The 24,697-nt window shown below is 40.9% G+C and carries 27 protein-coding genes; 14 read left to right on the forward strand and 13 right to left on the reverse strand.

Features of this window, described 5'->3' with window-relative positions; genetic code table 11:
* The first annotated feature begins 8 nt into the window (after positions 1-8).
* From ANA_RS15835 to ANA_RS28270, 8 genes are all read left to right on the forward strand, one after another.
* The gene (locus ANA_RS15835; RefSeq protein ID WP_015081049.1) at positions 9-566 is read left to right on the forward strand and encodes a hypothetical protein; all 558 of its coding nucleotides are present in this window, start codon (positions 9-11) and stop codon (positions 564-566) included.
* A gap of 31 nt (positions 567-597) precedes the next feature.
* Positions 598-1,854 (forward strand): MFS transporter, encoded by a 1,257-nt coding sequence (locus ANA_RS15840; protein ID WP_015081050.1) that lies wholly within the window; start codon positions 598-600, stop codon positions 1,852-1,854.
* Between the two features lie 134 nt (positions 1,855-1,988).
* Positions 1,989-3,881: a biosynthetic-type acetolactate synthase large subunit gene (ilvB, locus tag ANA_RS15845; RefSeq protein ID WP_015081051.1), complete on the forward strand. Its 1,893-nt coding sequence runs from the start codon at positions 1,989-1,991 to the stop codon at positions 3,879-3,881.
* Between the two features lie 441 nt (positions 3,882-4,322).
* Positions 4,323-4,580, forward strand: a complete 258-nt coding sequence (locus tag ANA_RS15850) for a ribbon-helix-helix domain-containing protein (protein ID WP_015081052.1) — start codon at positions 4,323-4,325, stop codon at positions 4,578-4,580.
* Complete coding sequence (locus ANA_RS15855; RefSeq protein ID WP_015081053.1) at positions 4,570-5,001, forward strand: PIN domain-containing protein; 432 nt, start codon at positions 4,570-4,572, stop codon at positions 4,999-5,001. The genes ANA_RS15850 and ANA_RS15855 overlap by 11 nt, the downstream gene beginning before the upstream one ends.
* A gap of 233 nt (positions 5,002-5,234) precedes the next feature.
* Positions 5,235-6,518 (forward strand): RNA-guided endonuclease IscB, encoded by a 1,284-nt coding sequence (gene iscB / locus ANA_RS15860; protein ID WP_015081054.1) that lies wholly within the window; start codon positions 5,235-5,237, stop codon positions 6,516-6,518.
* Between the two features lie 209 nt (positions 6,519-6,727).
* The gene (locus tag ANA_RS15865) at positions 6,728-7,639 is read left to right on the forward strand and encodes a tetratricopeptide repeat protein (protein ID WP_015081055.1); all 912 of its coding nucleotides are present in this window, start codon (positions 6,728-6,730) and stop codon (positions 7,637-7,639) included.
* A gap of 539 nt (positions 7,640-8,178) precedes the next feature.
* Positions 8,179-8,301 carry a hypothetical protein gene (locus ANA_RS28270; protein WP_256369731.1) on the forward strand — a complete coding sequence of 41 codons (123 nt, stop codon included), beginning with the start codon at positions 8,179-8,181 and terminating at the stop codon, positions 8,299-8,301.
* Positions 8,302-8,338: 37 nt separating this feature from the next.
* On the opposite strand, the gene rpoD is transcribed toward ANA_RS28270, so the two are convergent.
* The 4 genes from rpoD to ANA_RS27770 all read right to left on the reverse strand — a co-directional run bounded on the left by rpoD (position 8,339) and on the right by ANA_RS27770 (position 14,426).
* Complete coding sequence (gene rpoD, locus ANA_RS15870) at positions 8,339-9,514, reverse strand: RNA polymerase sigma factor RpoD (RefSeq protein WP_015081056.1); 1,176 nt, start codon at positions 9,512-9,514, stop codon at positions 8,339-8,341.
* A 1,169-nt stretch (positions 9,515-10,683) separates the two neighbouring features.
* A complete protein-coding gene (gene gyrB, locus ANA_RS15875; RefSeq protein ID WP_015081057.1) occupies positions 10,684-13,926 on the reverse strand; it encodes a DNA topoisomerase (ATP-hydrolyzing) subunit B in 3,243 nt (1,080 codons plus the stop codon).
* 241 nt (positions 13,927-14,167) lie between these two features.
* Positions 14,168-14,341 carry a hypothetical protein gene (locus tag ANA_RS24795; RefSeq protein WP_015081058.1) on the reverse strand — a complete coding sequence of 58 codons (174 nt, stop codon included), beginning with the start codon at positions 14,339-14,341 and terminating at the stop codon, positions 14,168-14,170.
* The gene (locus ANA_RS27770) at positions 14,286-14,426 is read right to left on the reverse strand and encodes a hypothetical protein (RefSeq protein WP_235081862.1); all 141 of its coding nucleotides are present in this window, start codon (positions 14,424-14,426) and stop codon (positions 14,286-14,288) included. The genes ANA_RS24795 and ANA_RS27770 overlap by 56 nt, the downstream gene beginning before the upstream one ends.
* Before the next feature lie 7 nt (positions 14,427-14,433).
* Between ANA_RS27770 and miaA the strand changes: the two genes are divergently transcribed.
* Positions 14,434-15,324 carry a tRNA (adenosine(37)-N6)-dimethylallyltransferase MiaA gene (gene miaA, locus ANA_RS15880; protein ID WP_015081059.1) on the forward strand — a complete coding sequence of 297 codons (891 nt, stop codon included), beginning with the start codon at positions 14,434-14,436 and terminating at the stop codon, positions 15,322-15,324.
* A 280-nt stretch (positions 15,325-15,604) separates the two neighbouring features.
* On the opposite strand, the gene ANA_RS15885 is transcribed toward miaA, so the two are convergent.
* The 8 genes from ANA_RS15885 to rpmH form a co-directional block, all read right to left on the reverse strand.
* Positions 15,605-16,006 carry a helix-turn-helix domain-containing protein gene (locus ANA_RS15885; protein WP_015081060.1) on the reverse strand — a complete coding sequence of 134 codons (402 nt, stop codon included), beginning with the start codon at positions 16,004-16,006 and terminating at the stop codon, positions 15,605-15,607.
* Entirely contained in the window at positions 15,990-16,289 is a 300-nt protein-coding gene (locus ANA_RS15890; RefSeq protein WP_015081061.1) for a type II toxin-antitoxin system HigB family toxin, read from the reverse strand. The genes ANA_RS15885 and ANA_RS15890 overlap by 17 nt, the downstream gene beginning before the upstream one ends.
* A 290-nt stretch (positions 16,290-16,579) precedes the next feature.
* Positions 16,580-17,083, reverse strand: a complete 504-nt coding sequence (locus ANA_RS15895) for a YceD family protein (protein ID WP_015081062.1) — start codon at positions 17,081-17,083, stop codon at positions 16,580-16,582.
* A gap of 100 nt (positions 17,084-17,183) precedes the next feature.
* Complete coding sequence (locus ANA_RS15900) at positions 17,184-17,699, reverse strand: Jag family protein (RefSeq protein ID WP_015081063.1); 516 nt, start codon at positions 17,697-17,699, stop codon at positions 17,184-17,186.
* Positions 17,700-17,701: 2 nt separating this feature from the next.
* Positions 17,702-18,847, reverse strand: coding sequence for a membrane protein insertase YidC (gene yidC / locus ANA_RS15905; RefSeq protein ID WP_015081064.1), 1,146 nt, complete (start codon positions 18,845-18,847; stop codon positions 17,702-17,704).
* A 231-nt stretch (positions 18,848-19,078) separates the two neighbouring features.
* Complete coding sequence (locus ANA_RS15910; RefSeq protein ID WP_015081065.1) at positions 19,079-19,465, reverse strand: PH domain-containing protein; 387 nt, start codon at positions 19,463-19,465, stop codon at positions 19,079-19,081.
* Positions 19,452-19,841, reverse strand: a complete 390-nt coding sequence (gene rnpA / locus ANA_RS15915; RefSeq protein WP_015081066.1) for a ribonuclease P protein component — start codon at positions 19,839-19,841, stop codon at positions 19,452-19,454. Before rnpA ends, ANA_RS15910 begins: the two co-directional genes overlap by 14 nt.
* Before the next feature lie 27 nt (positions 19,842-19,868).
* Positions 19,869-20,003, reverse strand: a complete 135-nt coding sequence (gene rpmH / locus ANA_RS24800; protein ID WP_015081067.1) for a 50S ribosomal protein L34 — start codon at positions 20,001-20,003, stop codon at positions 19,869-19,871.
* Positions 20,004-20,106: 103 nt separating this feature from the next.
* On the opposite strand from rpmH, the gene ANA_RS26660 reads away from it, so the two are divergent.
* Together ANA_RS26660 and ANA_RS28570 are read left to right on the forward strand one after the other, a co-directional pair.
* Positions 20,107-20,268, forward strand: a complete 162-nt coding sequence (locus tag ANA_RS26660; RefSeq protein ID WP_158310543.1) for a hypothetical protein — start codon at positions 20,107-20,109, stop codon at positions 20,266-20,268.
* Positions 20,216-20,512: a hypothetical protein gene (locus ANA_RS28570; protein ID WP_371260410.1), complete on the forward strand. Its 297-nt coding sequence runs from the start codon at positions 20,216-20,218 to the stop codon at positions 20,510-20,512. Before ANA_RS26660 ends, ANA_RS28570 begins: the two co-directional genes overlap by 53 nt.
* Here the strand turns inward: ANA_RS28570 and ANA_RS15925 are convergent.
* Complete coding sequence (locus ANA_RS15925) at positions 20,505-21,017, reverse strand: DUF2808 domain-containing protein (protein WP_015081068.1); 513 nt, start codon at positions 21,015-21,017, stop codon at positions 20,505-20,507. The genes ANA_RS28570 and ANA_RS15925 overlap by 8 nt on opposite strands.
* Positions 21,018-21,579: 562 nt before the next feature.
* Here ANA_RS15925 and ANA_RS15930 point away from each other — a divergent pair.
* The 3 genes from ANA_RS15930 to ANA_RS15940 all read left to right on the forward strand — a co-directional run bounded on the left by ANA_RS15930 (position 21,580) and on the right by ANA_RS15940 (position 24,640).
* A complete protein-coding gene (locus tag ANA_RS15930) occupies positions 21,580-22,734 on the forward strand; it encodes a Re/Si-specific NAD(P)(+) transhydrogenase subunit alpha (RefSeq protein WP_015081069.1) in 1,155 nt (384 codons plus the stop codon).
* 212 nt (positions 22,735-22,946) lie between these two features.
* Positions 22,947-23,240 (forward strand): NAD(P) transhydrogenase subunit alpha, encoded by a 294-nt coding sequence (locus ANA_RS15935; protein ID WP_015081070.1) that lies wholly within the window; start codon positions 22,947-22,949, stop codon positions 23,238-23,240.
* Positions 23,237-24,640 (forward strand): NAD(P)(+) transhydrogenase (Re/Si-specific) subunit beta, encoded by a 1,404-nt coding sequence (locus ANA_RS15940; protein WP_015081071.1) that lies wholly within the window; start codon positions 23,237-23,239, stop codon positions 24,638-24,640. The genes ANA_RS15935 and ANA_RS15940 overlap by 4 nt, the downstream gene beginning before the upstream one ends.
* The last annotated feature ends 57 nt before the right edge of the window (positions 24,641-24,697 follow it).

Here is a 24,697-nt window from a genome sequence, read left to right on the forward strand (position 1 = left end):
AAAAATAAATGCCCATTATTATTTGTCCGGGAATCCATGAACCAGAATTAACTAAAAGCTTTATCCAAGGGTGCTTGAATCAAAGTCATCAAAACTCCGTAGATATACTGGTTTATCCTGAACAGGGTTATTTAACTTTATCAACATTTCATATTTTACATTTTTTGCACAATCGCCTCGGTAATAAGTTAAAATCGCCTGTTATATTCTTATGTTTTAGTGCTGGTGTAATTGGAGGCATAGGTGCAGCCACAGCGTGGCAACTTTTGGGCGGTCATGTGCAAGCCTTCATTGCTATTGATGGTTGGGGAGTCCCTCTAGCGGGCAATTTCCCGATTCATCGTTTAAGTCATGATTATTACACCCATTGGACTTCAGCTTATCTCGGTATGGGAGAAAACAACTTTTATGCCGAGCCAGCAGTTGACCATTTATCAATGTGGCATTCCCCCCAATCTGTCCCAGGCCAATGGGTAAATCCATCATTGGGGTTCTCTCCCACCAAAAACTACCTCAGTGCATCTGAATTTCTCAATTTCCTCTTAGAACGCTATAAAGAGAAATAGTGACTATTTATTCCCCATTCCCAAGTATCTGATGTTTCCCACTGAACCTACTGCTGTTAATAACGGTTTTACCGGACTGCTGAAAAACCGGGGTTTTATGCTCCTGTGGATTGGTCAACTAATTTCCCAATTAGCTGATAAGGTATTCTTTGTCTTAATGATTGCCTTACTGCAACTCTATTTACCCCCGAATCAGATAGGCGGTGATGCACGCTTCTATTTGTATATGGCATTTACCGTACCCGCAATATTGTTTGGTTCTGCCGGTGGTGTGATCGTTGACCGTGTGCCAAAAAAACTGATTATGGTGGGTTCAGATGTGGTACGGGGGATATTCATGCTGTTAATTCCCTTCCTGCCACGAGAATTTGGGATACTTTTATTCTTCACCTTTTCTATCTCCACCGTTACCCAGTTTTTTGCCCCAGCAGAACAGGCTTCAATTCCCCTGTTGGTAAGAAAAGAAGGTTTAATGGCTGCCAATGCCTTATTTAGCAGCACAATGATGGCTGCATTAATTATTGGTAATGCGGTGGCTACTCCGATGTTGAATTGGTTTGAAACCTTTAATAAGGGCTTTGGTAAAGAATTGGTCGTTGGCTGCTTATATCTAATTTCTGCCGTGATTATGATGCCGATTCAGTTTCAAGAACACAAACGGATTCACGAAGAAACAGCCGCAATTAATCCCTGGGCTGAATTTTTGTTAGGACTACGCTATCTCAAACAAAATCGGCTGGTATGGAATGCTATGCTACAAATAGTTACATTATACTGCGTATTTGCCGCCCTGATAGAATTAGCCATTGGTATGGCGGCTAGGTTACATTTAGCACCAGAAGAATTTAGCTCTTTCGTAGCTGCGGCTGGGGTGGGTATGGTAATAGGTGCGGCTATTTTGGGGAATTTTGGTCATCGTCTCCATCATAAACCCTTGCCTTTAATCGGATTTTTGATGATGGCGGTTTCATTAGGTTTATTCATTTTTATTGATAACCAACCCCTAGCATTAGGACTTTGTATTTTCTTAGGCGTGGGTGCAGCTTTTGTCAACGTGCCAATGCAAACTTTGATTCAACAACAAACACCACCAGAAATGCACGGTAAGGTATTTGGCTTTCAAAATCATGCCATTAATATTGCTCTTACAGCACCCTTGTTAATTACCACAAAGCTAGTTAATGCCTTTGGATTATCAGCGGTATTGTTGGGAATGAGTATAGTTGTCGGGGCTGTTGGTGTCTGGACTTGGCAAAATACTCGGCGGGTATTGCAAGATGTGATCTAAAAATTGTACAATCATAATCCATTCTTAACGCTAATAAATCCGGCTTTCTCTGCAATTGTGAGAATTTTTACATTAAAATGAAGTTTTAAATACAGAATCTAAGCGTTAATTTTAGCTATACTTTGAGGTTAACTGTGGTTTCGTCTTCTCAAATCAGTCTCCCAAAATCTGAAAATAATCAGCAGTCTCCCGTATCTAATTCGTCAGTTCCCTCACCAAAACGGGCATCTGGCGGTTTCGCGTTGATAGATAGTCTTATCCGTCATGGTGTTGAGCATATTTTTGGTTATCCCGGTGGTGCGATTCTACCGATTTATGATGACCTCTATAAAATAGAAGCTGGGGGTAATGTTAAGCATATCTTAGTTAGACACGAACAAGGTGCTTCCCACGCCGCCGACGGTTACGCCCGTGCTACTGGTAAAGTGGGAGTATGCTTTGGTACTTCCGGTCCTGGGGCAACCAATTTAGTTACGGGTATTGCTACGGCTTACATGGATTCTATCCCCATGATTGTGGTTACGGGACAAGTACCAAGAGCTTCCATTGGTACAGATGCTTTTCAGGAAACAGATATTTATGGAATTACCTTACCCATTGTTAAGCATTCTTATGTAGTCCGTGATGCCAAAGATATGGCGCGGATTGTGGCTGAAGCTTTTCACATTGCCAGCACTGGTAGACCTGGACCTGTTTTAATTGATGTTCCCAAAGATGTAGCGTTAGAAGAATTTGATTATGTGCCTGTGGCACCGGGTTCAATTAAGTTACCTGGCTACCGTCCCACAGTCAAGGGAAATCCGCGCCAAATTAATGCGGCAATTCAATTAATTAGAGAAAGTCGTCGCCCATTGTTGTATGTTGGGGGAGGAGCGATCGCCGCTAATGCCCACGAAGAAGTCAAACAACTGGCAGAATTATTTAATCTCCCCGTCACTACTACCTTAATGGGTATCGGTGCATTTGATGAACATCATCCCCTGTCCTTGGGAATGTTGGGAATGCACGGCACAGCCTACGCTAACTTTGCCGTTACAGATTGCGATTTATTAATTTGTGTTGGGGCGAGATTTGATGACCGCGTGACAGGTAAATTAGACGAATTTGCCTCTTTAGCCAAAGTCATTCACATTGATATTGACCCCGCAGAAGTCGGTAAAAACCGCGTTCCCCAAGTTCCCATTGTGGGGGATGTCAAAAACGTCTTAAAAGACTTATTACGGCGATGTCAAGACGCAAATACCAAAGCCACACCTAACCAAAACCAAGAATGGTTAAACTTAATTAACAGTTGGAAACAAGATTATCCTCTGATTGTCCCCCATCATGCCGACAGCATTTCTCCTCAAGAGGTAATTGTTGAAGTTGGTAGTCAAGCCCCCCACGCATTTTATACTACAGATGTTGGTCAACATCAAATGTGGGCAGCCCAATTCCTCAAAAATGGTCCAAGACGCTGGATTTCTAGTGCGGGTTTAGGAACAATGGGTTTTGGTGTTCCTGCGGCTATGGGTGCAAAGGTGGCATTCCCGGACGAAGAAGTAATCTGTATCAGCGGTGATGCCAGTTTCCAAATGTGTTTGCAGGAGTTGGGAACGTTAGCACAATATGGCATTAATGTCAAGACTTTGATCTTAAATAACGGTTGGCAGGGCATGGTGCGGCAGTGGCAGGAAGCCTTCTATGGACAGCGTTATTCATCTTCTAACATGGAAGTCGGAATGCCTGATATTGAGCTTTTAGCACAGGCTTATGGCATCAAGGGGATGGTAATTACTAAGCGGGAAGAATTGGCAGATAAAATTGCCGAAATGCTGGCACACAATGGCCCTGTAATTGTGAATGTCCACATTACCAGAGATGAAAATTGCTATCCCATGGTAGCGCCTGGTAAGAATAACTCGCAAATGGTTGGTTTACCTAAGCCAACACCAAGAACCGCAGTTGAATCAATTTCTTGCAGCAATTGTGGGACTCAAAACCAACCTAACCATAATTTCTGTTCTGATTGTGGAACAAAGTTGTAGTTAGATTTTGTAGGGGTTTAGCATGATGCTTTACCCTTATACAGAATTGTAATTTATGATTTTAAGCAACATCAATTAAGTAGGTGAACGGAAAAAACCGTAGACGCGGAGCGGCTTCTCGAAGAGTAATATGTAACGAAAAGTAAAGTCCAAAAATAGAGAACCTTTTAAGGTTTTGATACTCCTGACTCTGGCTGAATTAAAATAGGTATTCCTCCCTTTTCAGAACCGATAACGACAATTTTGGAATAACATAAGGAAGAATTTACAGCATATTTCATCTGAGTTAGGTACAGAAATTAGGAGCTTAGTTTGCTTTTCCAGAAGTTTTTACAGATGATCTTCCAAGGGAAAAAACTAACACCTCAATTAACGAAGGCATCACAATTTTCCCATAAATAATGTATAATGTAATGTATACACTAAATATACTTCTAAATTGTGTCAACCAAAATTCGCAAGCAGATTTATATCCAACCACGTCAAGAACATCTACTCAAAGAGATTGCACAACAAACAGGTATAAGTGAAGCCGAGATTATCCGTCAAGCCATTGACCTTCATCTTGGTGAAATCACTGTCCCCCAAACCGATATCTCACTGTGGGAAGCCGAAAGAGAATTTATTGCACAAATCAAAACTCGACCTGTTCAAGCTGGAGGTAGAGACTGGAAGCGGGAAGACCTTTATGAACGGTAGAGTTTTTATTGATACTAATATTCTAGTGTACATCTACGATCCATTAGATACCACAAAACAGGAACAAGCGATCGCAGTTGTTGATAGGTTAATTCGTTCGGGGAAAGCAGTAATTAGTACCCAGGTGATAGGGGAGTTTTTTATGGCTACAACCCGCACTAGACGCTCGCTTTTAACTCCTGCTGAGGCATTGGTGCGAATGCGTAACTACTTAGCTATTTGCCATATTGTTGATATGACAAAATTAATCTCCCTAGAAGCGATTCGTGGACTAGAAACCCATAACTTTAGTTTTTGGGACGCGCAAATTTGGGCAACAGCAAGACTCAATCAAATTGAAGAAATTTACAGTGAAGATTTTCCATCAGGTGCAACTGTTGAGGGTGTAAAGTTTACAAATCCTTTTAAACTGAGTCAGTAACTCAGGGCTAAAGCCACTGAGCTTGTAAGAAATTGCAAGCTGTACTGACCAGACCACCCTGAGCGTAGTCGAAGGGTAGCCGTTATTTGAGTCACGACACCTCGGAATGCGTTGCTAGTTCCCCGCTCTGTCGCTGTAAGCTAAACAGTTTTAAAGTCACTGAAACAGTGCTTACAGCCTAACAAGCTCTTATAACAGGTCGAAGCTAACATTACCCAGAAATGGAGGGACTTATGTCCAAAACATTAGTATTAGACACAAACAAAAGACCATTAGATCCAATTCATCCAGCGCAAGCTAGACAACTATTAAGAAACAAAAAAGCAGCCGTATTCAGACAATTCCCATTCACAATTATCCTCAAAGAATCACGTCCAGATTCACCAGTATCACCTCTAAGATTAAAGATTGACCCTGGTGCAAAATTCACAGGAATGGCATTAGTTAACGACTCGACTGGAGAGGTTGTATTTGCAGCCGAATTAAAGCATAGAGGTTTTGTAATTCGAGATGCTTTAACTTCTAGACGACAACTAAGACGTTCTAGACGTGCCAGGAAAACCCGTTATAGACAACCAAGATTCTTGAATAGAACCCGTCCAAATGGATGGTTAGCACCAAGTTTACAAAGTCGAGTTGAGAACATCAAAACTTGGGTTAAGAAGTTACGGAAATTCGCACCAATTGAAGCTATTAGTCAAGAATTGGTACGGTTTGATATGCAGTTAATGGCTAATCCTGATATTCAAGGTAAGGAGTATCAGCAAGGTACTCTTGCTGGTTACGAAACTAAAGAATACTTACTAGAAAAGTGGAATAGACAATGTGCCTACTGTGGAGTGAAAGACGTTCCCTTCCAAGTAGAACACATTCATCCTCGTGCAAAAGGAGGTAGTAATTCAATTACAAATCTGACATTGAGTTGCGAGAAATGTAATACCAAAAAAGGAACTAAGGATATTAAAGACTTCCTCAAAAAAGACCCAACAAGATTACAGAAAATCTTGAAACAAGCTAAACGTCCTTTGGCTGATGCAGCCGCAGTAAACGCGACTAGATGGGCATTATTTAGAGTTTTGAAAGATACAGGACTACCAGTAGAAACAGGTTCAGGAGGTTTAACAAAGTTTAATCGTAGTCAACAAAATCTAGCAAAAACTCACTGGATTGATGCGGCTTGTGTTGGTCAATCAACCCCAATTCTAACCATCAAGGGGATTAAACCATTGTTGATTGCTGCTAATGGTCACGGTTCTAGACAATCTTGTAGAACAGACAAGTTTGGTTTTCCTTCTAGATACGTTCCACGGTTTAAGTTTGTTAAAGGTTTTCAAACTGGCGACATTGTAAAAGCAGTAGTAACAGCGGGCAAGAAAGTAGGTGAATATTTTGGGAGAGTTGCTATTAGAACTAGTGGAACTTTTAATATCTCGACCAATAGCGGATTAGTTCAAGGAATTAGTCACAAATATTGTTTAGCAACTCATAAAAAGGATGGATATAGTTATGCCAATTAAAAAGACCACGGCGATTAAAATCGCTCGTGTCGCTTCCCTCTCAGGTCTAAAGACGCGCTCGTTTCCCACTTACCGCGAGGTCTTATGATTAATTATCGAAAGTCCAAGTTTACCAGAACAACATTGATTTTTCCTGATCTTCCTTTGCGTCTTTGCTCCTTTGTGCCTACCCTGCGGGATCTCTAAGAGAGATTGCGCGAAATAAATCCATGAAATTACCATTAATTAAATATCCTATTTTGGGGATAATCAGTCTGTTATTATTAAGTATTAATATTCAACCCGTATTTTCCAATTCTCCCCCTACTCTAATACTGGCACAAAACTCAAATAGCAAAGCAGCTACAGAATCGTTAAATCAAGGACTACAAGCAATTCAACTAGGACAATTAGAAGCAGCAATTACCGCTTTTCGTCAAGCTATTAAACTAGATCCTAAATTAGCAGCAGCGCACTATAATTTGGGTTTAGCACTACGACAATCGGGACAGTTACAACCTGCGGCAGATGCTTTTTATCAAGCTACCCAAGCCGATCCTCAATTTGCTTTAGCTTTTGCAAATTTAGGTGGAGCGTTATTAGAAGGAAATAATTTAAAATTGGCGCAAGATTATTTAAATCAGGCTTTGAAGTTAAATCCAAATCTGGGTTTTGCCCACTATAACATGGGGTTAGTTAAGGAACAGGAAAAAAATTGGGAAAGTGCGATCGCCTCTTTTCAAAAAGCCAGAACAATGAGTCAAAATGCTCCTGAACCAGCCTATCATTTAGGGATCTGTTATTTGCAACAAAGGAAAATTGAGCAAGCAAAAGCAGCTTTTAATCAAGCAATTAAAATCAATCCTAAATACGCAGAAGCACACTATAATCTTGGTTCAATTTTATTTAACCAGGGTAAATTAAGCGAAGCTTTAGCAGCTTTCAGAAAATCAGCCGCAGCTAACCCTAATTATGCTAATGCTTATTATGGTGCAGGGTTAGTTTTTATGCAATTAAAGCAGCATAAAGAAGCTGTGCAAGTCTTCCAATATGCCAGAGATTTATATAATATTCAAGGTAATTTGCAGTGGGTGAAAAATTCCCAGCAGTTATTACAAGAAGCGCGAAAATTAAATAAGTAGCGGCATTTTGACAAAACGTCTCTACTCACAACAGAGGATTTTATCAGCTTTTAGACAGATGAATAAATCTCAGGGAATAAGTAGAAATTAATTAAATAACCAACAGAGTCGAAAAATGACTAAAACCAAAACTCAAGAACCCATTAGTAACTTAGAGTTTGATTTTATTAGTGTGCTGCATACTGAATCGGTAGCAGTTCAAGCTTGTCAGTAACCCAACCCTAAAGGGACTGGGCTTGTAAGAGAAATCAAGCAAGCCGTACTGACCAGACCACCCTGAGCCTAGTCTAAGGGTAGCCGTTATTTGAGTCACGACACCCCGGAATACGTAGCTAGTTCCCTGCTCTGTCGCTTGTGATTAAACAGTTCTAAGGTCACTGGAACAGTGTTGCAAGCTCAAGCAAGCTCTTATAACAGGTCGTTCGCGCCAGCGTGCCGGAGGCATCTAGCTAACATTACCCCAGAAATGGGAGTTGGTTTCCAGGTTCCAATCAAAAATCTGGTTTCAATTTTAATATCCACAGCGGTTAAAACCGCTCGTGTCGGAAGCTAATTCTCAACCCTGTGTAGAACTGTTCCAAAAATTACGGCAATCAGAAATTGAACAAGCACACGAAATTCGTCATCATCTGCAAGAAGTTATGCAGCAAGGCAAGATGTAGTTAATGCTGGGGGCAGGTTCATACCCACCCCTAACAATTAACGAATATACTCTTTCAGTACACTATTCCGATTAGGATGGCGTAGTTTACGGAGTGCTTTAGCTTCGATTTGGCGAATGCGTTCGCGGGTAACATTGAAAATCTGGCCGATTTCTTCCAGAGTTTTCATGCGACCATCATCTAAACCATAGCGAAGTCGGAGAACGTCTCTTTCACGGGGACTGAGACTATCTAGGACTTTTTCTAGGTCTTCCCGCAGCAGGTTCTTAGAAACTTGATCTTCTGGTGTTTCGCCATCAGATTCGATAAAATCACCTAAACGGGAATCTTCTTCTTTACCGATAGGTGTTTCTAAGGAAATTGGTAACTGGGCAGATTTGGCAATAAACCGCAGTTTCTCGATGGTCATTTCCATACGAGTTGCAATTTCTTCTTCTGTGGGTTTGCGTCCCATTTCTTGGGAGAGGAGTTTGGTAGTTTTCTTAATCCGAGAAATGGTTTCGTAGAGATGAACCGGTAAACGGATAGTGCGGGACTGATCAGCGATCGCTCTTGTAATTGCTTGACGTATCCACCATGTAGCGTAGGTAGAAAACTTATAGCCTTTTTCGTGATCAAACTTTTCAGCGGCACGAATCAAACCCAAACTACCCTCTTGAATCAAGTCTTGGAAGGACAAGCCCCGATTCATGTATTTTTTGGCAATGGAAACTACAAGCCGCAGGTTAGATTGTACCATTTTGTCCTTCGCTCTGCGGCCAACGTGCAGCCGATAACGAAAGGTCGGTAATGGTAAGGATACTTCTGCTGCCCATTCACTGTCTCTAGGATCGCGTTCTAGGCGTTCACAAAGCCTTTCCCTCGCTCGTTCTAGTTCCAGTAATTCAGCAATTTTCCGCGCTAATTCAATTTCTTCGTCTGCGCGTAACAAACGAATCCGCCCAATTTCTTGCAAATACAAACGAATGGAATCTTCGGTGTAGTGCTTTTTCTTGGCAATTGGTGTCCGACGACGCGATTTAGCGGCTTTTCCAGACTTTGCGTCGTCCTCATCAGACTGAGGCTCTAAAAAATCATCAATTTCGCCGTCATCAGTCAGCAATAAGTCCTCTTGTTCTTCTATTAAGAGTGCTTGTAATTCGATCTCAGGCGGATTTATCATTTCTAGGTCAGGCTGATAAATATTATCGAGTACGTTGTTAGCCTGGTTCATGCCGCGTTCCTCATGCTCCTTGCAGAATCAGTTACTCAAGACATTTTGATTACTTTTGGCATTAAGTAATCTCTAAAACCGAAAATTAGGGTTTGGCTGATTACCCTCAAAATATTTTCGGTGATTTTTTTCCTGTTTTATGCAGGATGGTTTAGTAAAAGTGGCAAATATCACTTTTTAGTGAATTGCTCGCTTTTTAAATTGTCATTCTTGGTAATTCCCCATGTCACTTTTGATTGAGCAAATCTATAGCCTAGATCCATTTTTTTTCAAAAAGTTTCCTGATGGAGATACAAGTATATGACATTTGGCAAATTTAACTGTAAATACTGTTCCAATTGTAGCCTGTTTCACAAAAATTGCCCTCTTTTTGTGCATTATTTATGAACTCATTTACTAAGATTAAGCCACCTTTATCAAAAAGACATTAAAAATGGTGGTGATACCATTAAATCTTGTTGAAAACTTTTTGGTTTGACAGTGGCATTCTCATTAAATTAAAAGGTAGGCACACTTTTATAAAACTTACACAAATTGTTCCCAACCGCACAAATAGTATTTATGTTCTGTTGTAACTTCACCCGAGGACGGGTAATTGTTTACAGAAATTAGTTCTGGTTGAACTAATTGGACATATTCACTTTGGCGCTAGTGATTGGTTTTTGTTTCCAGGAACTAACCCTTGTATATGCTATACCAAGAACCTGAACTAAGGAGTTAAAGTTATGGCATATTTTTAGCTGGGTAAAAGATGAATTGAGATTTCTCTCAATTTAGCCTTATTCACACATTAGCGCAGAGTTGAGATTTCTACCCTGTGCAACTTGACAAACTGTTCCTATTGTATACAACGATATTTTAATCAGGTGATAAATAATATTGTTGCTAAAGTTACCTAATGATCTATTTAAGTAATTTTGCGTATGCCAATTGTGATTCTGAATACTTCTGATTTTAAGAAAGCGGCTGTCATCTGGTTATGAAAAGTTTTGTGTATGCTTACCAATCTTTGCTTTGTAGATAATATCTAGTTGCGCTTTCTAAGCATAGCAAATGCTTTCCCTATTTGTGGAGAAAATTTGTGATTTTTAGTGAAAAAGTTATGGGAACAGGGAACAGGGAACGGGGGAGGTAGAAACTTAATTACCAATTCCCCATTACCCATTACCTTAGATATCTAAATCTGTCATATTCAGTTTAGAACCATAAGTTTCAATGAATTCCCGTCTTGGTGCGACGCGATCGCCCATTAAGATGGTAAAAATCCGATCAGCTTCGGCTGCGTCTTCAATTTCCACTCGTTTGAGGGTACGGGTTTCTGGATTCATGGTGGTTGTCCACAGTTGTTCTGGCATCATTTCTCCCAAACCTTTAAAACGTTGAATGGTATAGTTAGCATTGCTGGGAAGAGTACCTAGATGCTGTTGCAATTCCCGTTCGCTGTAACAATACTGATAATTTTTTCCTCGTTCTACTTTGTACAGTGGAGGACAAGCAATATAGATGAAACCTTGTTCAATCAATGCCCGTTGATAACGATAGAAGAAAGTCAACAACAACGTGCGGATGTGCGCTCCATCTACGTCAGCATCGGTCATCAAGACTATGTGATGATATCGTAATTGTCCAGCATTAAATTCTTCACCTTTTACACCTAAACCGAGTGCAGTAATTAACGATTGAATTTCGTTATTTTTATAGATTTTAGAGTCGTCGGTTTTTTCGATGTTGAGGATTTTACCACGCAAGGGCAGAATTGCTTGGGTGCGGCGATCGCGTCCCTGCTTGGCGCTATTGTGAACAAATACACCACTGGACAAAGCGAAGTTATGTGTTTGCGGAACTTCGATATCGTAAACGTCTACCTGTTCTGCTAAACGTTCAATACTGACAATGCGGTGATTGTAATTAGCAACAGCTTCATAAGCTAATGCTGGATTACCATCAAAGTAACGTTGACAAAAACTATCAAACCGTAATAAAGACTTGTCTTTTGTCTGTTGACGGTAAGTATTATAAGCTTCTAAATCAAGCTTACCTTGCTCAACTTCAATCTGCTTGAGGACAGTAATAGTTTTGCGATAGTAGGTTTGCTGCAAAGTAGCATGACGTTGGGCGCGAAATTCAGGTGTCCATTGTTGCTGTGTTTTTTCTCGCCGCCATGTCAATAAAGCTTCATTTTCCCATTGTTCCTTAGCCAAAACTGATTGAGTTTCACGGGCTTGGGGATTATTCGCAAAATAGGTGCTAACTCTTTGGGATTGGGCTAAACGGTTGGCTTCATCACTCCAATAGTCTTGCTGTGCTTGATTGAGGCGTTCATGGTTTTCCTGACGATAAGTTTCGTTATTGTCATAAAACTCTCTCCATTTGCCCAGCATATAGCTTTGATAAGCTTCATCTTGCCATTGTTCCTTAGCTTGTGCTGACAAAATTTGCTGCGTTTCCGGCTGCTGCATTCTTTGACTCATCTTGGCACGAAATTCTTTACCTTGACGAGTTTTCCGGCTCTTTTCAATTACATCTTGACGATGTAATGTTTTTTCAATATGAGCGCGATGCAAAGCTAAGTGGGACTCAACCGATAACCGCTGTAAATTGGTAGGATTGTTATTGCGTTTGTTGAAATCAATATGATGGCAATGTTCTCCGTCTGTTAGCTGATAAACACCTAAATAACGGTTATACCAATCCGCTAAGGTATGGGTGAACAACCAAGAATCAGAACGGGGATTCCAAACCATTTCATAACCATTAATGGTAATCCCTGGATTGTTTATATCAGATATTTGCTGATATAGGGGCATGAGGGAATCATCAGGGGTTAAAAATGCAGCTTGCTTGTAGCTGCCATCGCGTAACATGAAGCGATGATCCGGTGTGCAAACAATTGTTTCGCCATTATCTAATGTTACCTTAATGACTTCAGCATTGGCTTTAGTCATGCGGGGGTTAATAATCCGTTCTACCCCAATAGTGCCATCATTACGAATGGTGTAGCAAAAATGCTCTTTGCCGATTGCTTGTTCGGCGACGATTTCTTTAAAACTGAGCGATCGCCCATCAACTAATGCTACTAATGTATCACCATGAAAACAGCCACCAGCAGAATCGCCTTCCACGATGTATATTTCAGACTCGGCAGGGTCACGAGAGCTACAATCTGCTAATTTACCAGGTAGAGGAGAAGATTCTAATACTGATTTCCGACGGACTAATTCCCGCGCATGACGGGCAGCTTCAGCAGCTTTAAACGCTTGGATAGCTTTATCTAAAATAGCATCAGCGATCGCGGGATGAAAGTCTAGATATTCAGTGAGAACTTCACCCACGAAAGAATCAACAATCCCGCGAACTTCAGTATTTCCCAGTTTAGTTTTAGTTTGTCCTTCAAATTCAGGATCAGGGACTTTAACAGAAATTACAGCCGTTAAACCTTCACGAACGTGTTCACCACTGAGGTTAGATTCACCTTCTTTAATTTTATTGCGTTTGCGAGCGGTGGCATTTAATGTCCGAGTTAAAACTGCCTTTAAACCTTCTAAGTGCGTACCACCATCAATAGTCCGAATATTATTAGCAAAGCCGAGGACATTATCTGTGTAAGCATCCGTACACCACTGCAAAGAAACTTCTACCTGGACGTTGTTACGTTCCCCTTGCACATAGATAATTTCTTCATGAAGTGGTTGCTTTTCACGATTCATGTAGGCGATATATTCCTTAATACCGCCTTTATATTCGTAAGTTTCTATTCTCGGTGTGTCGCTTTTCAGGATTTCTAAACGATGATCCGTAAAAATAATTCTGACACCTGCATTCAAATACGCCAACTCGCGCAAACGACCTGATAAAGTAATGTAATCAAATTCTATGCTGGTGGTAAAAATTTGTGTATCTGGCTTGAAGGTAATAGAAGTACCCGTTCTATCTTCTTCATAAGGCGTTGCGACCAATTCCGTAACGGCGAAACTGCGTTCATATCGCTGGTTATGTACCTTGTGATCACGCCAAACCGTAACTTCTACAAACTCAGACAGGGCGTTAACAACGGAAATACCCACCCCGTGTAAACCACCGGAAACTTTGTAGCCACCACCACCAAACTTACCACCAGCGTGGAGAACAGTTAACACTGTTTCTAAAGCTGATTTCCCGGTTTTTGGGTGGATGTCTACGGGAATACCCCGACCATCATCTGTTACTGTCACAGAACCATCAGCATTGATATCCACTTCAACATGGGTACAGTGACCAGCTAAAGCTTCATCAACAGAGTTGTCCACTACCTCGTAAACTAAATGGTGGAGTCCTCGCGGACCTGTAGTACCAATGTACATCCCTGGTCGTTTGCGGACGGCTTCCAGACCTTCCAGAACTTGAATCTGATCGGCACTGTAACTGCTCGTCATGAAAATTCTCCTGATGCTTGGGGTTAATATCGCCAAAAGGCGAAAAAAGTTAAATCACCCCAATAGTATATCACAAAAGCCTTCCTGCCGTCTGTAGCGCAATTTAATGAGAAGTTTATATAGGGGTTATCACCCTAGTACCGCAGGGCGGAAGTCAAAAGTCAAAAGTCAAAAGTCAAAACTAATATACAGTAGGCTTTTTGGCGATTGAATATGGTTGCTTTATTTACGCCGTGATGTACTAGTGATAATTGGCAAGAAAATTCCCTATTTTTCGTTCTTTTCCCCACTGACAACGAACAACTGACAACTGTACGGGCGAAGCATTTGGAGAACTATTTTTGGCAATGACCGATAATTTATCTTCCAAATGCTTCGCCCCTACTAACAACTGACAACTGTACGGGCGAAGCATTTGGAGAACTATTTTTGGCAATGACCGATAATTTATCTTCCAAATGCTTCGCCCCTACTAACAACTGACAACGAACAACTGACAACTGACTAATGACTAAATTAATTGTAATTTGTGGGGCAACAGCGACGGGTAAATCTGGTTTGGCTTTGAGTTTAGCGAGGAGATTAAATACTGTAATTCTTAGTGCGGATTCTCGTCAAGTGTATCGTGAGTTTGATATTGGTACAGCTAAACCAAATGTGATTGAACAAAAATCAGTTCCCCATTATTTGATAGATATCTGTGAACCAACTGAAATAATGACATTAGCAGATTATCAGGAACAAGCACAAGCTTTAATTGCTAGTTTGGGAGTTGAAACACTGTTGTTAGTTGGAGGGACTGGTTTATATATTCGTTCCATTGTGCAAGGAATGAAGATTCCCCGAGTTGCACCACAGCCAGAATTGCGATCGCAATTAGAATCTCTTGGGCAAATTCAACTTTACCAGATATTGCGACAAGTTGATGCGATCGCTGCTCAAAAAATTCATGCTAACGATTTGGTGCGAACTTTAAGAGCTTTGGAGGTTTACTATACAACTGGTATTCCCATTTCTGAACAACAAGGAGAAAATCCTCCGAATTATCCAATTTTACAAATTTGTTTAGATTCTGATGCCGAACATTTAGATGTGAGAATTCGCAACCGCACTGAACAAATGATAGCTGATGGTTTAGTTGGTGAAGTTGAATATCTTTGTCAAAAATATGGTACTGATTTATCTTTATTAAATACATTAGGATATCAAGAAATCAAGCAATATTTAACTGGTGAACTTGCTTTAGATGAAGCTAAAGAATTAATTGTTTTACATACCAGACAATTCGCCAAACGTCAACGAACTTGGTTTAGACAATCTCCTGATCTTGAATATGTTGACATGAATAATCCTGATTTATTAGAAAGTGTTTGGCAAAGAATTAATCAATTTGTCTGATAGCGTAGCGTGGCGTTAGCCATATCAGGATATCCAGAATTTAAGGATTTTCAGGATGTTATTCTTTATTTTTTTGTTGATATCAGGATTTTGATAATTTAGGTATTTAGGGATTTACAAGATATTATTTTTCTTAATTTGTTATTCTTAATATCTTACTATTCTTGAATAAGATACCAATAACAATCCTGTAAATCCTTAAATCCTGGATATCCTGATATGGCTAACGCCACGCTACGCTATCAGACAAAAATTCTGTAAATTTTTGAAAAACCGCACTCTAAATAAATAAACTAGGAGACACTTTAAAATATTCTCCCAAGGCTTTAGCTTGTGCTTTACTAATTGAACGTTTACCGTTGACAACCTCTGAAACTACACCGCTGCTAGAACCAAGAATACGTACTAAGTCAGCTTGACGAATTCCGCTAGATTCCATGATATGTAGCAATATATCATGAGGTGTAGATTCATCCATTGGATAATTTTCTTCCTCATAATCTTCAATTAGTTTGACTAGCAATTTATCTAAAACTCGCTCCTCTGGAGTAAGATTCTTTTTAAAAGTTAGAAATTCTGCAACTTTTAAAAGCCGTTCATACTCTGCTTCAGTTTCAATTACTTGAGGAGCTATTTCAGCTAATAATTGACTATAAGTTTTATCGTCAAAAGTAATAGTCATTTTTCCATTTATCTTTATTGTATTCGGCGTGAGTCAACAAGTATTTGTAGTGAACCTTTTTTGTTTCATAATTAATCCCGACAATTAAACGATAATCATTACCTTTAATATTAAAAACAGTGAAATTACCAACAGCTTCAGCATCTCGGTAATTCTTGCGGACATCTTCTAAATTTTGCCATTCTGCTTTTTTAACAGTTGCATACCAACTCTCAATTTGTTTTTTGATATCAGGGTACTTTGCTGCTTCTTCGCGGAGGTTGCGAATTGAAATTAAGTGCATAATATATTTGGGGTTTGAAATAATATTGATTGGTGTACATAGCTTGACTCCTTGTTTGTGCTTGTGTATTCTTGTGTTTGTGCTTGTGTATTCTTGTGTTTGTGCTTGCCACCTGCCCTATTCTCTCAAAATGAGAGTAAATTGTCAAGTCCTAATTAGGACTTATACAAAATTTCTCTGTAATTAAAAACTCCACAAAGATGAAAAATCCTTGAGGAGCTTGAGAGAGTATTAACAGCTTTTACCGAGCCATAAAGAATTAAGCCATAACACACCAAATAGTAAATTTACTAATTATCTGGAAGTTGCTTTTTCAACGCATCTAATAAAGCCCAACGGCTATCCGTAGGTGGTTCAGAAACAGCAGTATTTAAAATACCCGGACAATTAACATTGCATAATTGACGCTGAGGTAATGCTAAACACATCTGCTGATAGAGCCATTCACTGGGATCAAAATGACCATCAGGTGCTAAAGTTTCCAGTAAATCCTCTACAGCGACTTCCATTTCTAAAGGCAAATCTTCCGTTTGATTAGCGGTTTCGTCTAACCAAATAACTTCCTGAGTATTCAGAACCAAACGATGGTTATACTGCTGCAAACAGCGGTTGCAAGTACAGGTAACAATTGTTTCTGCCTGAGATGAAACTTCTAAATAATTACCCTGATGTTTAACCTGGATAACTCCGCGAACTGGTGTCAACGTTTCTAGTCCAGGCAGAAACTCTTGAACTTGAATTTCCTCTGTCCGCTCCGGGGCTTTAGTTAGCTGCGGAATAAAAATAGCGTCCATAGGATTTGTGAAATACCCTTAAAATTGAGCATGGGTAGTTGGTAATTGGTAATGGGTAACTGGTAATATTCTTGTCTGTTCCCTGTTCCCTATTACCTAATTATGGTGTAACTGCTTGACGAACAACTAAATAACGATAAGGTTCTTTACCACGACTGAAGGTTTCTAAATCAGAAAATTCCTGCAATAACGTGTGGATTTGGCGACGTTCTGAAGAACTGAGAGATTGAAGTTCTACCTCTCTGCCCGAAAACCGGACTTCTGCGGCAGCAGTTTCGGCTAAAGTGCGGATTTCAGATTCTCGTCTCACCCGATAACCACTTAATTCAACCGTGTAAGCCGTTTGATTGTCTTCTGGTTGGTTTAAGTTGAGAACGGAATTTGCTAGATACTGAATTCCGTCTAGCACCGAACCACCAGCACCAATTAAAATCCTAATTTGTTCTGATGTTAAATTAGTTTGATCTATTGTCAACCAGTAGCTTGCTCCTGCTGGGACATCTTGCTCAGAAGATGGGGTAGTTTCTAAATTAGCCCGTACTTGGGTAGATACACCAGTCAGAAGTAGCAAATTCTGTAACCATTGTTCACTACTTTGCATAGAAATGTCGCTCATAATCAACCATTAGCCTTTTTCTTAGAACTTTTGGGTTCAAATGGCAACGCTTTTACTTCGATAGTTTGGGCTTCTTTCTCTTGTAAATCTACGATTTTTTGAATTTCTTCTGGTAGAGGTTCACGGGAGAGAATATAGGTTTGGACGGTTTGGAAAACGTTACCAATTACCATATACATGAGAACTCCAGCCGGTAGAGGAAAGAATAAAAACATCCCAGAAAACAGCACAGGGGTAATTTTATTTACTGTATCTTGCTGAGGGTTGCCACCGCTGGAATTTTGTCCAGACAGCATTTGGCTCACATAAAGGCTGATACCAAAGAAGACAATCATCCCCACAATATCCCAGTGGACTGTGTTATCGGCATCAATAGCTCCGACTCGACCCAAAGCATCAATAAAGAGAAATCCTTTCTCTGCGGCTAGTCCGGGAATTGTGCCTTGAATGGTCACGTCTCCGGGTTCTAGAGCCTCTATATTGCCTTGGGCATCAATTTTGACCCTCTCTTCCCCTTTCATGATTTTCCATTGAGGAGTTAACTTAGCTTCTGGGTGTTCTACTAAGAGGGAATCAAATGATTTACCTTCTACGGTTTGATATTGAATCTTAGTTTTTTCTCCCACTGTTAACTTATTACCGCCTGGTAAGATGGCAGAAATGGGAGTATGTTCTCCATCAGCAATATAAATATTTTGCGGAGAAGTGGCAAAGGCTTGGGGTTGAATGCGCTCAATTTGTTCTTGAGGGAAGATTTGCAGATTAACGGAATAGTTAACGCCGGAAAAAGGCGACCCCCGCAAAGTGGCAAACAGTGCTAGTAATACTGGCATCTGCAAAAGTAGAGGGAGACATCCTGCTAAGGGATTACCAAATTCATTTTGGACCTTGAGCATTTCCTCTTGTTGCTTTTGCTGATCGTCTTTATAGCGTTCTTTGATTTCTGCCATGCGCTTTTGCATCAGCGGTTGCACGACTTTCATCCGTCGCATACTACGGATAGAACCGGCACTCAGGGGATAGAGTGCAAAGCGGATAATCAATGTTAAGGCTACTATCGCCAACCCATAGCTAGGGACAAAACCATAGAAAAGGTCTATGATTGGCAACATCACGTTGTTCGAGAGAAACCCGATACCAAAATCCATTATTCTGAATTCAACCTGCGGTACTTTGACACTCCCACCCCGGTGAGGAATGGGATGCTTAGTTGAGCCTATCCTCTGACTAGAGGGGGTTCTCTCCCAAGCTTTTGCTCTATATTGTAGAGGTTTTTGTTAAGCATTGCTGTGACTATCCACAAGCTACGCCAGCGAGGGAAGCTACGGATAGCCGCACATTATCTAAAAATCTGAATGTTGCCGCTCTGGACAAATGACTTATTTAGAACTGCTATATTGGGGATTTTTAGCAGCAACTTTTTCGTTAATGTAGTCATAGACTCCCCGAAAATTGGGAACAGCCCGCATTTCGATGAGAGTACCATTTTTGAGAGTGATTGCCATATCTCCCCATAGGCCGATGGCACGGGGAACTTTGACAACTTTTACCACTTCTGAATAAATTACATCAAAGCGATCGCGTCCCATCCAACCGCCAGTTACACATATCCTTCGATCTGTGATCCGGAAGCGCAGCCATATAGCCCTGACTATTGCCCCCACAGCTAAGGGGATACCCACCACTGTCAGTCCAATCAGCAGATTGAGAATTAAATCCCCAATGTGGGGACCACCCTCATAAAAAACTTCTTCACGAATGCCCATTTAATACCTCAGTTTGTGCCAACAACTGCTCTAATTCTTGCAGAAATTTCTGAGTTTCGCACTCAGATTCTGTTGTTGTTGGTTTCACAATTAATACTAGCCGCCATCCTGGGACTAATTTAGGTAGCAATTGATGTAATGCTGCTGTCATTTGTCTTTTGATTTTGTTACGAACAACGGCGCGTTTACTGACCTTTGTACTAATGGCGATACCAATTTTTGTGGCAGGGGGGGCAGTATCCAAAGAAGGTTCTGTCAAAAGAGTAGGTTTTAAAGCTCTCAAAGTGAAATGAGAACTATGTCGCCGAATTCCTTCCCGGAAAACTGCCTGAAAATCCTGACGGGATTTGAGACGATATGCTTTGGGCAAAGCCACAACAGTTCTTAATTGCTGAATTTTACCCTACACGCTCAAACGATGCCGTCCTTTTTTTCTTCTAGCACTAATCACGTTTCTGCCGTCTGGTGTCCGCATTCTGGCGCGAAATCCAGATGTTCTTTTTCTCTTACGGCAAGTGCCGCCCAGGGTTCTTTGCATACTGTTCTCCTTTTAGGCGATTTTCATAAAAAGTCACAATCTGATATTTTACCACTTTACAGGCAACAAAAACATATTTCTGGATGGAGTTGTCAGTTGTTCGTTGTCAGTAGGGGCGAAGCATTTGGAAGATAAATTATCGGTCATTGCCAAAAATAGTTCTCCAAATGCTTCGCCCGTACAGTTGTCCGTTGTCCGTTGTTCGTTGTCAGTTGTTCGTTGTCCGTTGTCCGTTGTCAGTAGGGGCGAAGCATTTGGAAGATAAATTATCGGTCATTGCCAAAAATAGTTCTCCAAATGCTTCGCCCGTACAGTTGTCAGTTGTCAGTTGTTCGTTGTCCGTTGTCCGTTGTCCGTTGTCAGTAGGGGCGAAGCATTTGGAAGATAAATTATCGGTCATTGCCAAAAATAGTTCTCCAAATGCTTCGCCCGTACAGTTGTCCGTTGTCCGTTGTTCGTTGTCAGTTGTCAGTTGTTCGTTGTCCGTTGTCAGTTCCCTTTTTAAGTAATACTGATAATCCATGAGCCGAGGTAACGCAATAATGGCACATCTCCAGGGGAAAGCACTTGACAATTAAAATAGAAAACTCCCCCAAAAGACGGATTTTGAACGTTAGATAAGACTACCTCTACTTTTTGACCGGCTGGAACTGGTTCTTCGGGAAATATTTGAATCGCTCGGCCTTCCTTATCCCATTTCACTTCAGACAGGGGGACTTTTTTGCCTTTAACTAAGACTTCAACACTTTTGGTATCAAAACTTCCCTTGTAATAATCAGGATAGGTAATGGCAAATTGAGCTACTGCCAATTTCATTTTTTTGGCAGGAACTCTTAGTATATAACGATCAGTGCTATTGGTTTGTCCGCCAAAATCCAAGCGGTAAGGCAGTTGATTATCAGCTTTGACACCGCTAAAAAGTGTCAAACCAGGTAAGCTTTGCGCCCAAGTTGTAGCGGAAAAACTTGTTAATAAACAGCTAGTAACAGCTAAGGCAGAAAGTAAGCGTTTCATAAATTAGGTTTCCGCTAGTGGATAGTTTTTAACTAAGCGTTAGTATTTGTAACTAAACTTTACTACTATATGCTTGACAATAGACGTTAGTTAAAGGTAAAAGTGCCATTCTTGTGAAAAGTTCCATCTATAAAGCAAAATTACTGTTATTTAGCATTTAGTGTAAACATTCTTAATTTTATTATCTAAAAGAATAATTTTTGTTGCTAATTATGAATATTCAGATATATCGCAAATGATTAAAAATTCCATAATGAATCAAAAAAAGAGTGCGAATTTTCCAAAATATAAAATAATCTAAAGAACAATATCCAAAATGTAGAAATCGGCAGAGGATGTGCGATAACTAATTCTACTTATAGCTGTTTTGTGAGGATGATATCTGCATACTGTCAAGTTGAAGTTGTGACTAGAGAACGAAGATAGCAAAAACAAAATTTGGAAATTCTATCTACAAAGGTAATTCATGGTTAATCATCCCATCAGCTTAATGATACTAATTTGACATAAGAAGTATTAAAAGTTAACGGGTGATGTTAAGTATTTATATCCAGGAGATTGCATGAAAATAGCAGTTGCGAAAGAAATAGAAGTTTGTGAACGGCGTGTAGCTTTAATTCCTGACACCGTGGGAAAATTAGTCAAACAAGGTTTAGAAGTTTGGGTAGAAACAGGTGCGGGAGAAAAAGCATTTTTCAGTGATGCTGACTATGAAGCAGCAGGAGCAAAAATTAGTCATGATTCTGCCCAATTATGGAGTGAAGCAGATATTTTACTCAAAGTTAGCCCACCGCAAACCAGAGAAGACGGCCGAACAGAAATTGAATTACTTAAATCTGGCTCTGTATTAATTAGCTTCCTTAATCCCCTGGGAAATCCCGTAATTGCTCAACAATTAGCAAATCGGCAAATTACCGCTTTGAGCATGGAATTAATCCCCCGTACCACCAGGGCGCAAAGCATGGATGCCTTGTCTTCCCAGGCTTCACTGGCGGGCTATAAAGCCGTATTGATTGCGGCGGCGGCATTACCGAAATACTTCCCCATGTTAACCACCGCTGCGGGGACAATTGCTCCCGCCAAAGTATTTATTATGGGTGCAGGTGTGGCAGGATTGCAAGCCATAGCGACGGCCAGAAGGCTAGGAGCAGTAGTAGAAGCCTTTGATATCCGCCCAGCCGTTAAAGAAGAAGTGCAAAGCTTAGGGGCGAAATTCGTCGAAGTCAAACTCGAAGAAGAAACCGTAGCAGCCGGTGGTTACGCCAAAGAAATTTCAGAAGATAGTAAAAAGCGTACCCAAGAACTAGTAGCCAGCCACGTCAAAAACTCCGATATTGTCATTACCACCGCCCAAGTACCAGGGAGACAAGCCCCCAGACTGGTGACAGAAGAAATGGTGGCACAAATGAAACCCGGTTCAGTAATTGTGGATTTAGCCGCAGAACAAGGTGGAAACTGCGCTTGTACAGAAGCGGGTAAAGATATTATTTGGAACGGGGTAACAATTATCGGACCAATTAATTTACCCTCATCCATGCCAGTACACGCCAGTCAACTGTACGCAAAGAACGTTACCTCATTAATGCAATTGTTAATTAAAGACAAAGCCTTAGAAATCAACTTTGGTGACGATATCGTTGACGCAGCTTGTGTTACTCATGGTGGAGAAATTAGAAACCAACGAGTAAAAGACGCTTTGCAAGCGGTAGCGGTTTAGTTGATACAAACAAAGCCCAGGCGAATATAATTCGCGGCTACACAGGCAAAGTCCGCCTGCGCGGACTAATTACGGAATAACGAACCACAGAGGCACAGAGTTCACAGAGAAATGAGTGTTTGAGGGATATTTTCCATGATTGTTGTAAATCTTCTCTTTGCGTCTTTGCTCCTTTGTATCTTTGCGCGAAACCTCTTAAATCCAAAATTAACATGACACAAGCATTACTTCCGGCTTTATTTGTACTCGTCCTAGCCTCTTTTATTGGCTTTGAAGTGATTAACAAAATTCCCCCCACGTTACACACTCCGTTAATGTCCGGTTCAAACGCGATTTCCGGGATTTCCGTAATTGGTGCAATCCTGGCTGCGGGGGAGAAAAACACGAACTTATCAGTCATTCTCGGTTTAATCGCCGTAATTTTGGCAATGGTGAATGTTGTCGGTGGTTTTTTAGTCACTGACAGAATGCTGCAAATGTTTAAAAAAAAGGAAGTTAAAGCATGAGCGACTTTTTACCAACTGGGATTCAGCTAACTTATTTAGTCGCTGCGTCATTATTTATCTTAGGTTTGAAAAAGCTGGGTTCTCCCGCTAGTGCTAGAAATGGTAATCTTGTCGCTGCGGTGGGAATGCTATTAGCTATTGTCGCTACAATGCTAGATCAGCACGTATTAAATTACGAGATGATTTTGATAGGTTTGGCTATTGGTTCGGTAATTGGCGCTGTTATTGCTTACAAAGTGCAAATGACGGAAATGCCCCAAATGGTGGGTTTATTAAATGGTTTAGGTGGAGCATCTTCCGCATTAATTGCCGTTGCTGAATTTTGGCGGTTATTAGATAGTTCACAGCCTATCCCCCTCGATGTCAACATTTCCATGTTATTGGATGTGTTAATTGGTGGCGTGACTTTAACAGGTAGTTTTCTCGCTTTTGCCAAATTGCAAGGTCTAATTAGCGGTACTCCCATTACCTTTCCTTTGCAACAACCTTTTAACCTCTTGCTTTTGGGTTCTTATTTAGCTGGAAGTGCCTATTTAATCATGACACCAGATAGCCTCCCCGTATTTTTGGGAGTGGTGGCTGTTTCTTTGGTCTTGGGTGTGATGTTCGTCCTCCCCATTGGTGGGGGTGATATGCCTGTTGTCATCTCTCTGTTAAACTCCCTCTCCGGTGTGGCTGCGGCTGCGGCTGGGTTTGTGGTGATGAACAATATGTTAATCATCGCCGGTGCTTTGGTGGGGGCTTCTGGTCTTATCCTGACGGAAATTATGTGTAAGGCTATGAACCGTTCTTTGTTCAGTGTCTTATTTAGTGCTTTTGGTTCTGTCTCTACTTCTAGTGGTGGTGCGGCTGCTGGTGCTAGTGATCAACCTGTTCGCAGTATTGATGCGGAAGAAGGGGCGATGATGTTGGGTTATGCCCGTTCTGTGGTGATTGTCCCAGGTTACGGTATGGCGGTTGCTCAAGCACAGCATAGCGTCCGGGAGTTGGCTGATCAATTAGAGCGCATGGGTGTGGATGTGAAATATGCGATACATCCGGTTGCGGGGAGAATGCCGGGACACATGAATGTATTATTGGCGGAAGCTAATGTGGCCTATACGCAGTTGTATGATATGGAGGATATTAATCCCCAGTTTGAACAGGCTGATGTGGCGTTGGTGATTGGTGCTAATGATGTGGTCAATCCGGCGGCGCGTAGTGATAAGAATAGTCCTATTTATGGGATGCCGATTTTGGAGGTTGATCGCGCAAAGCAAACTATTGTGATTAAGCGCGGTATGAGTGCGGGTTTTGCTGGTGTTGATAATGAGTTGTTTTATAAGGCTAAAACGACGATGTTGTTTGGTAGCGCTAAGGATATGGTGGCTAAGTTGGTTAGTGAGGTGAAGCAGCTCTAGATATAGGCTAGGGGTGTAGTTTGTTGACTATGCCCTTTTTTCTCACGCAGAGGCGCA

The sequence above is a fragment of the Anabaena sp. 90 genome (assembly GCF_000312705.1).
Lineage (GTDB): Bacteria > Cyanobacteriota > Cyanobacteriia > Cyanobacteriales > Nostocaceae > Dolichospermum > Dolichospermum lemmermannii.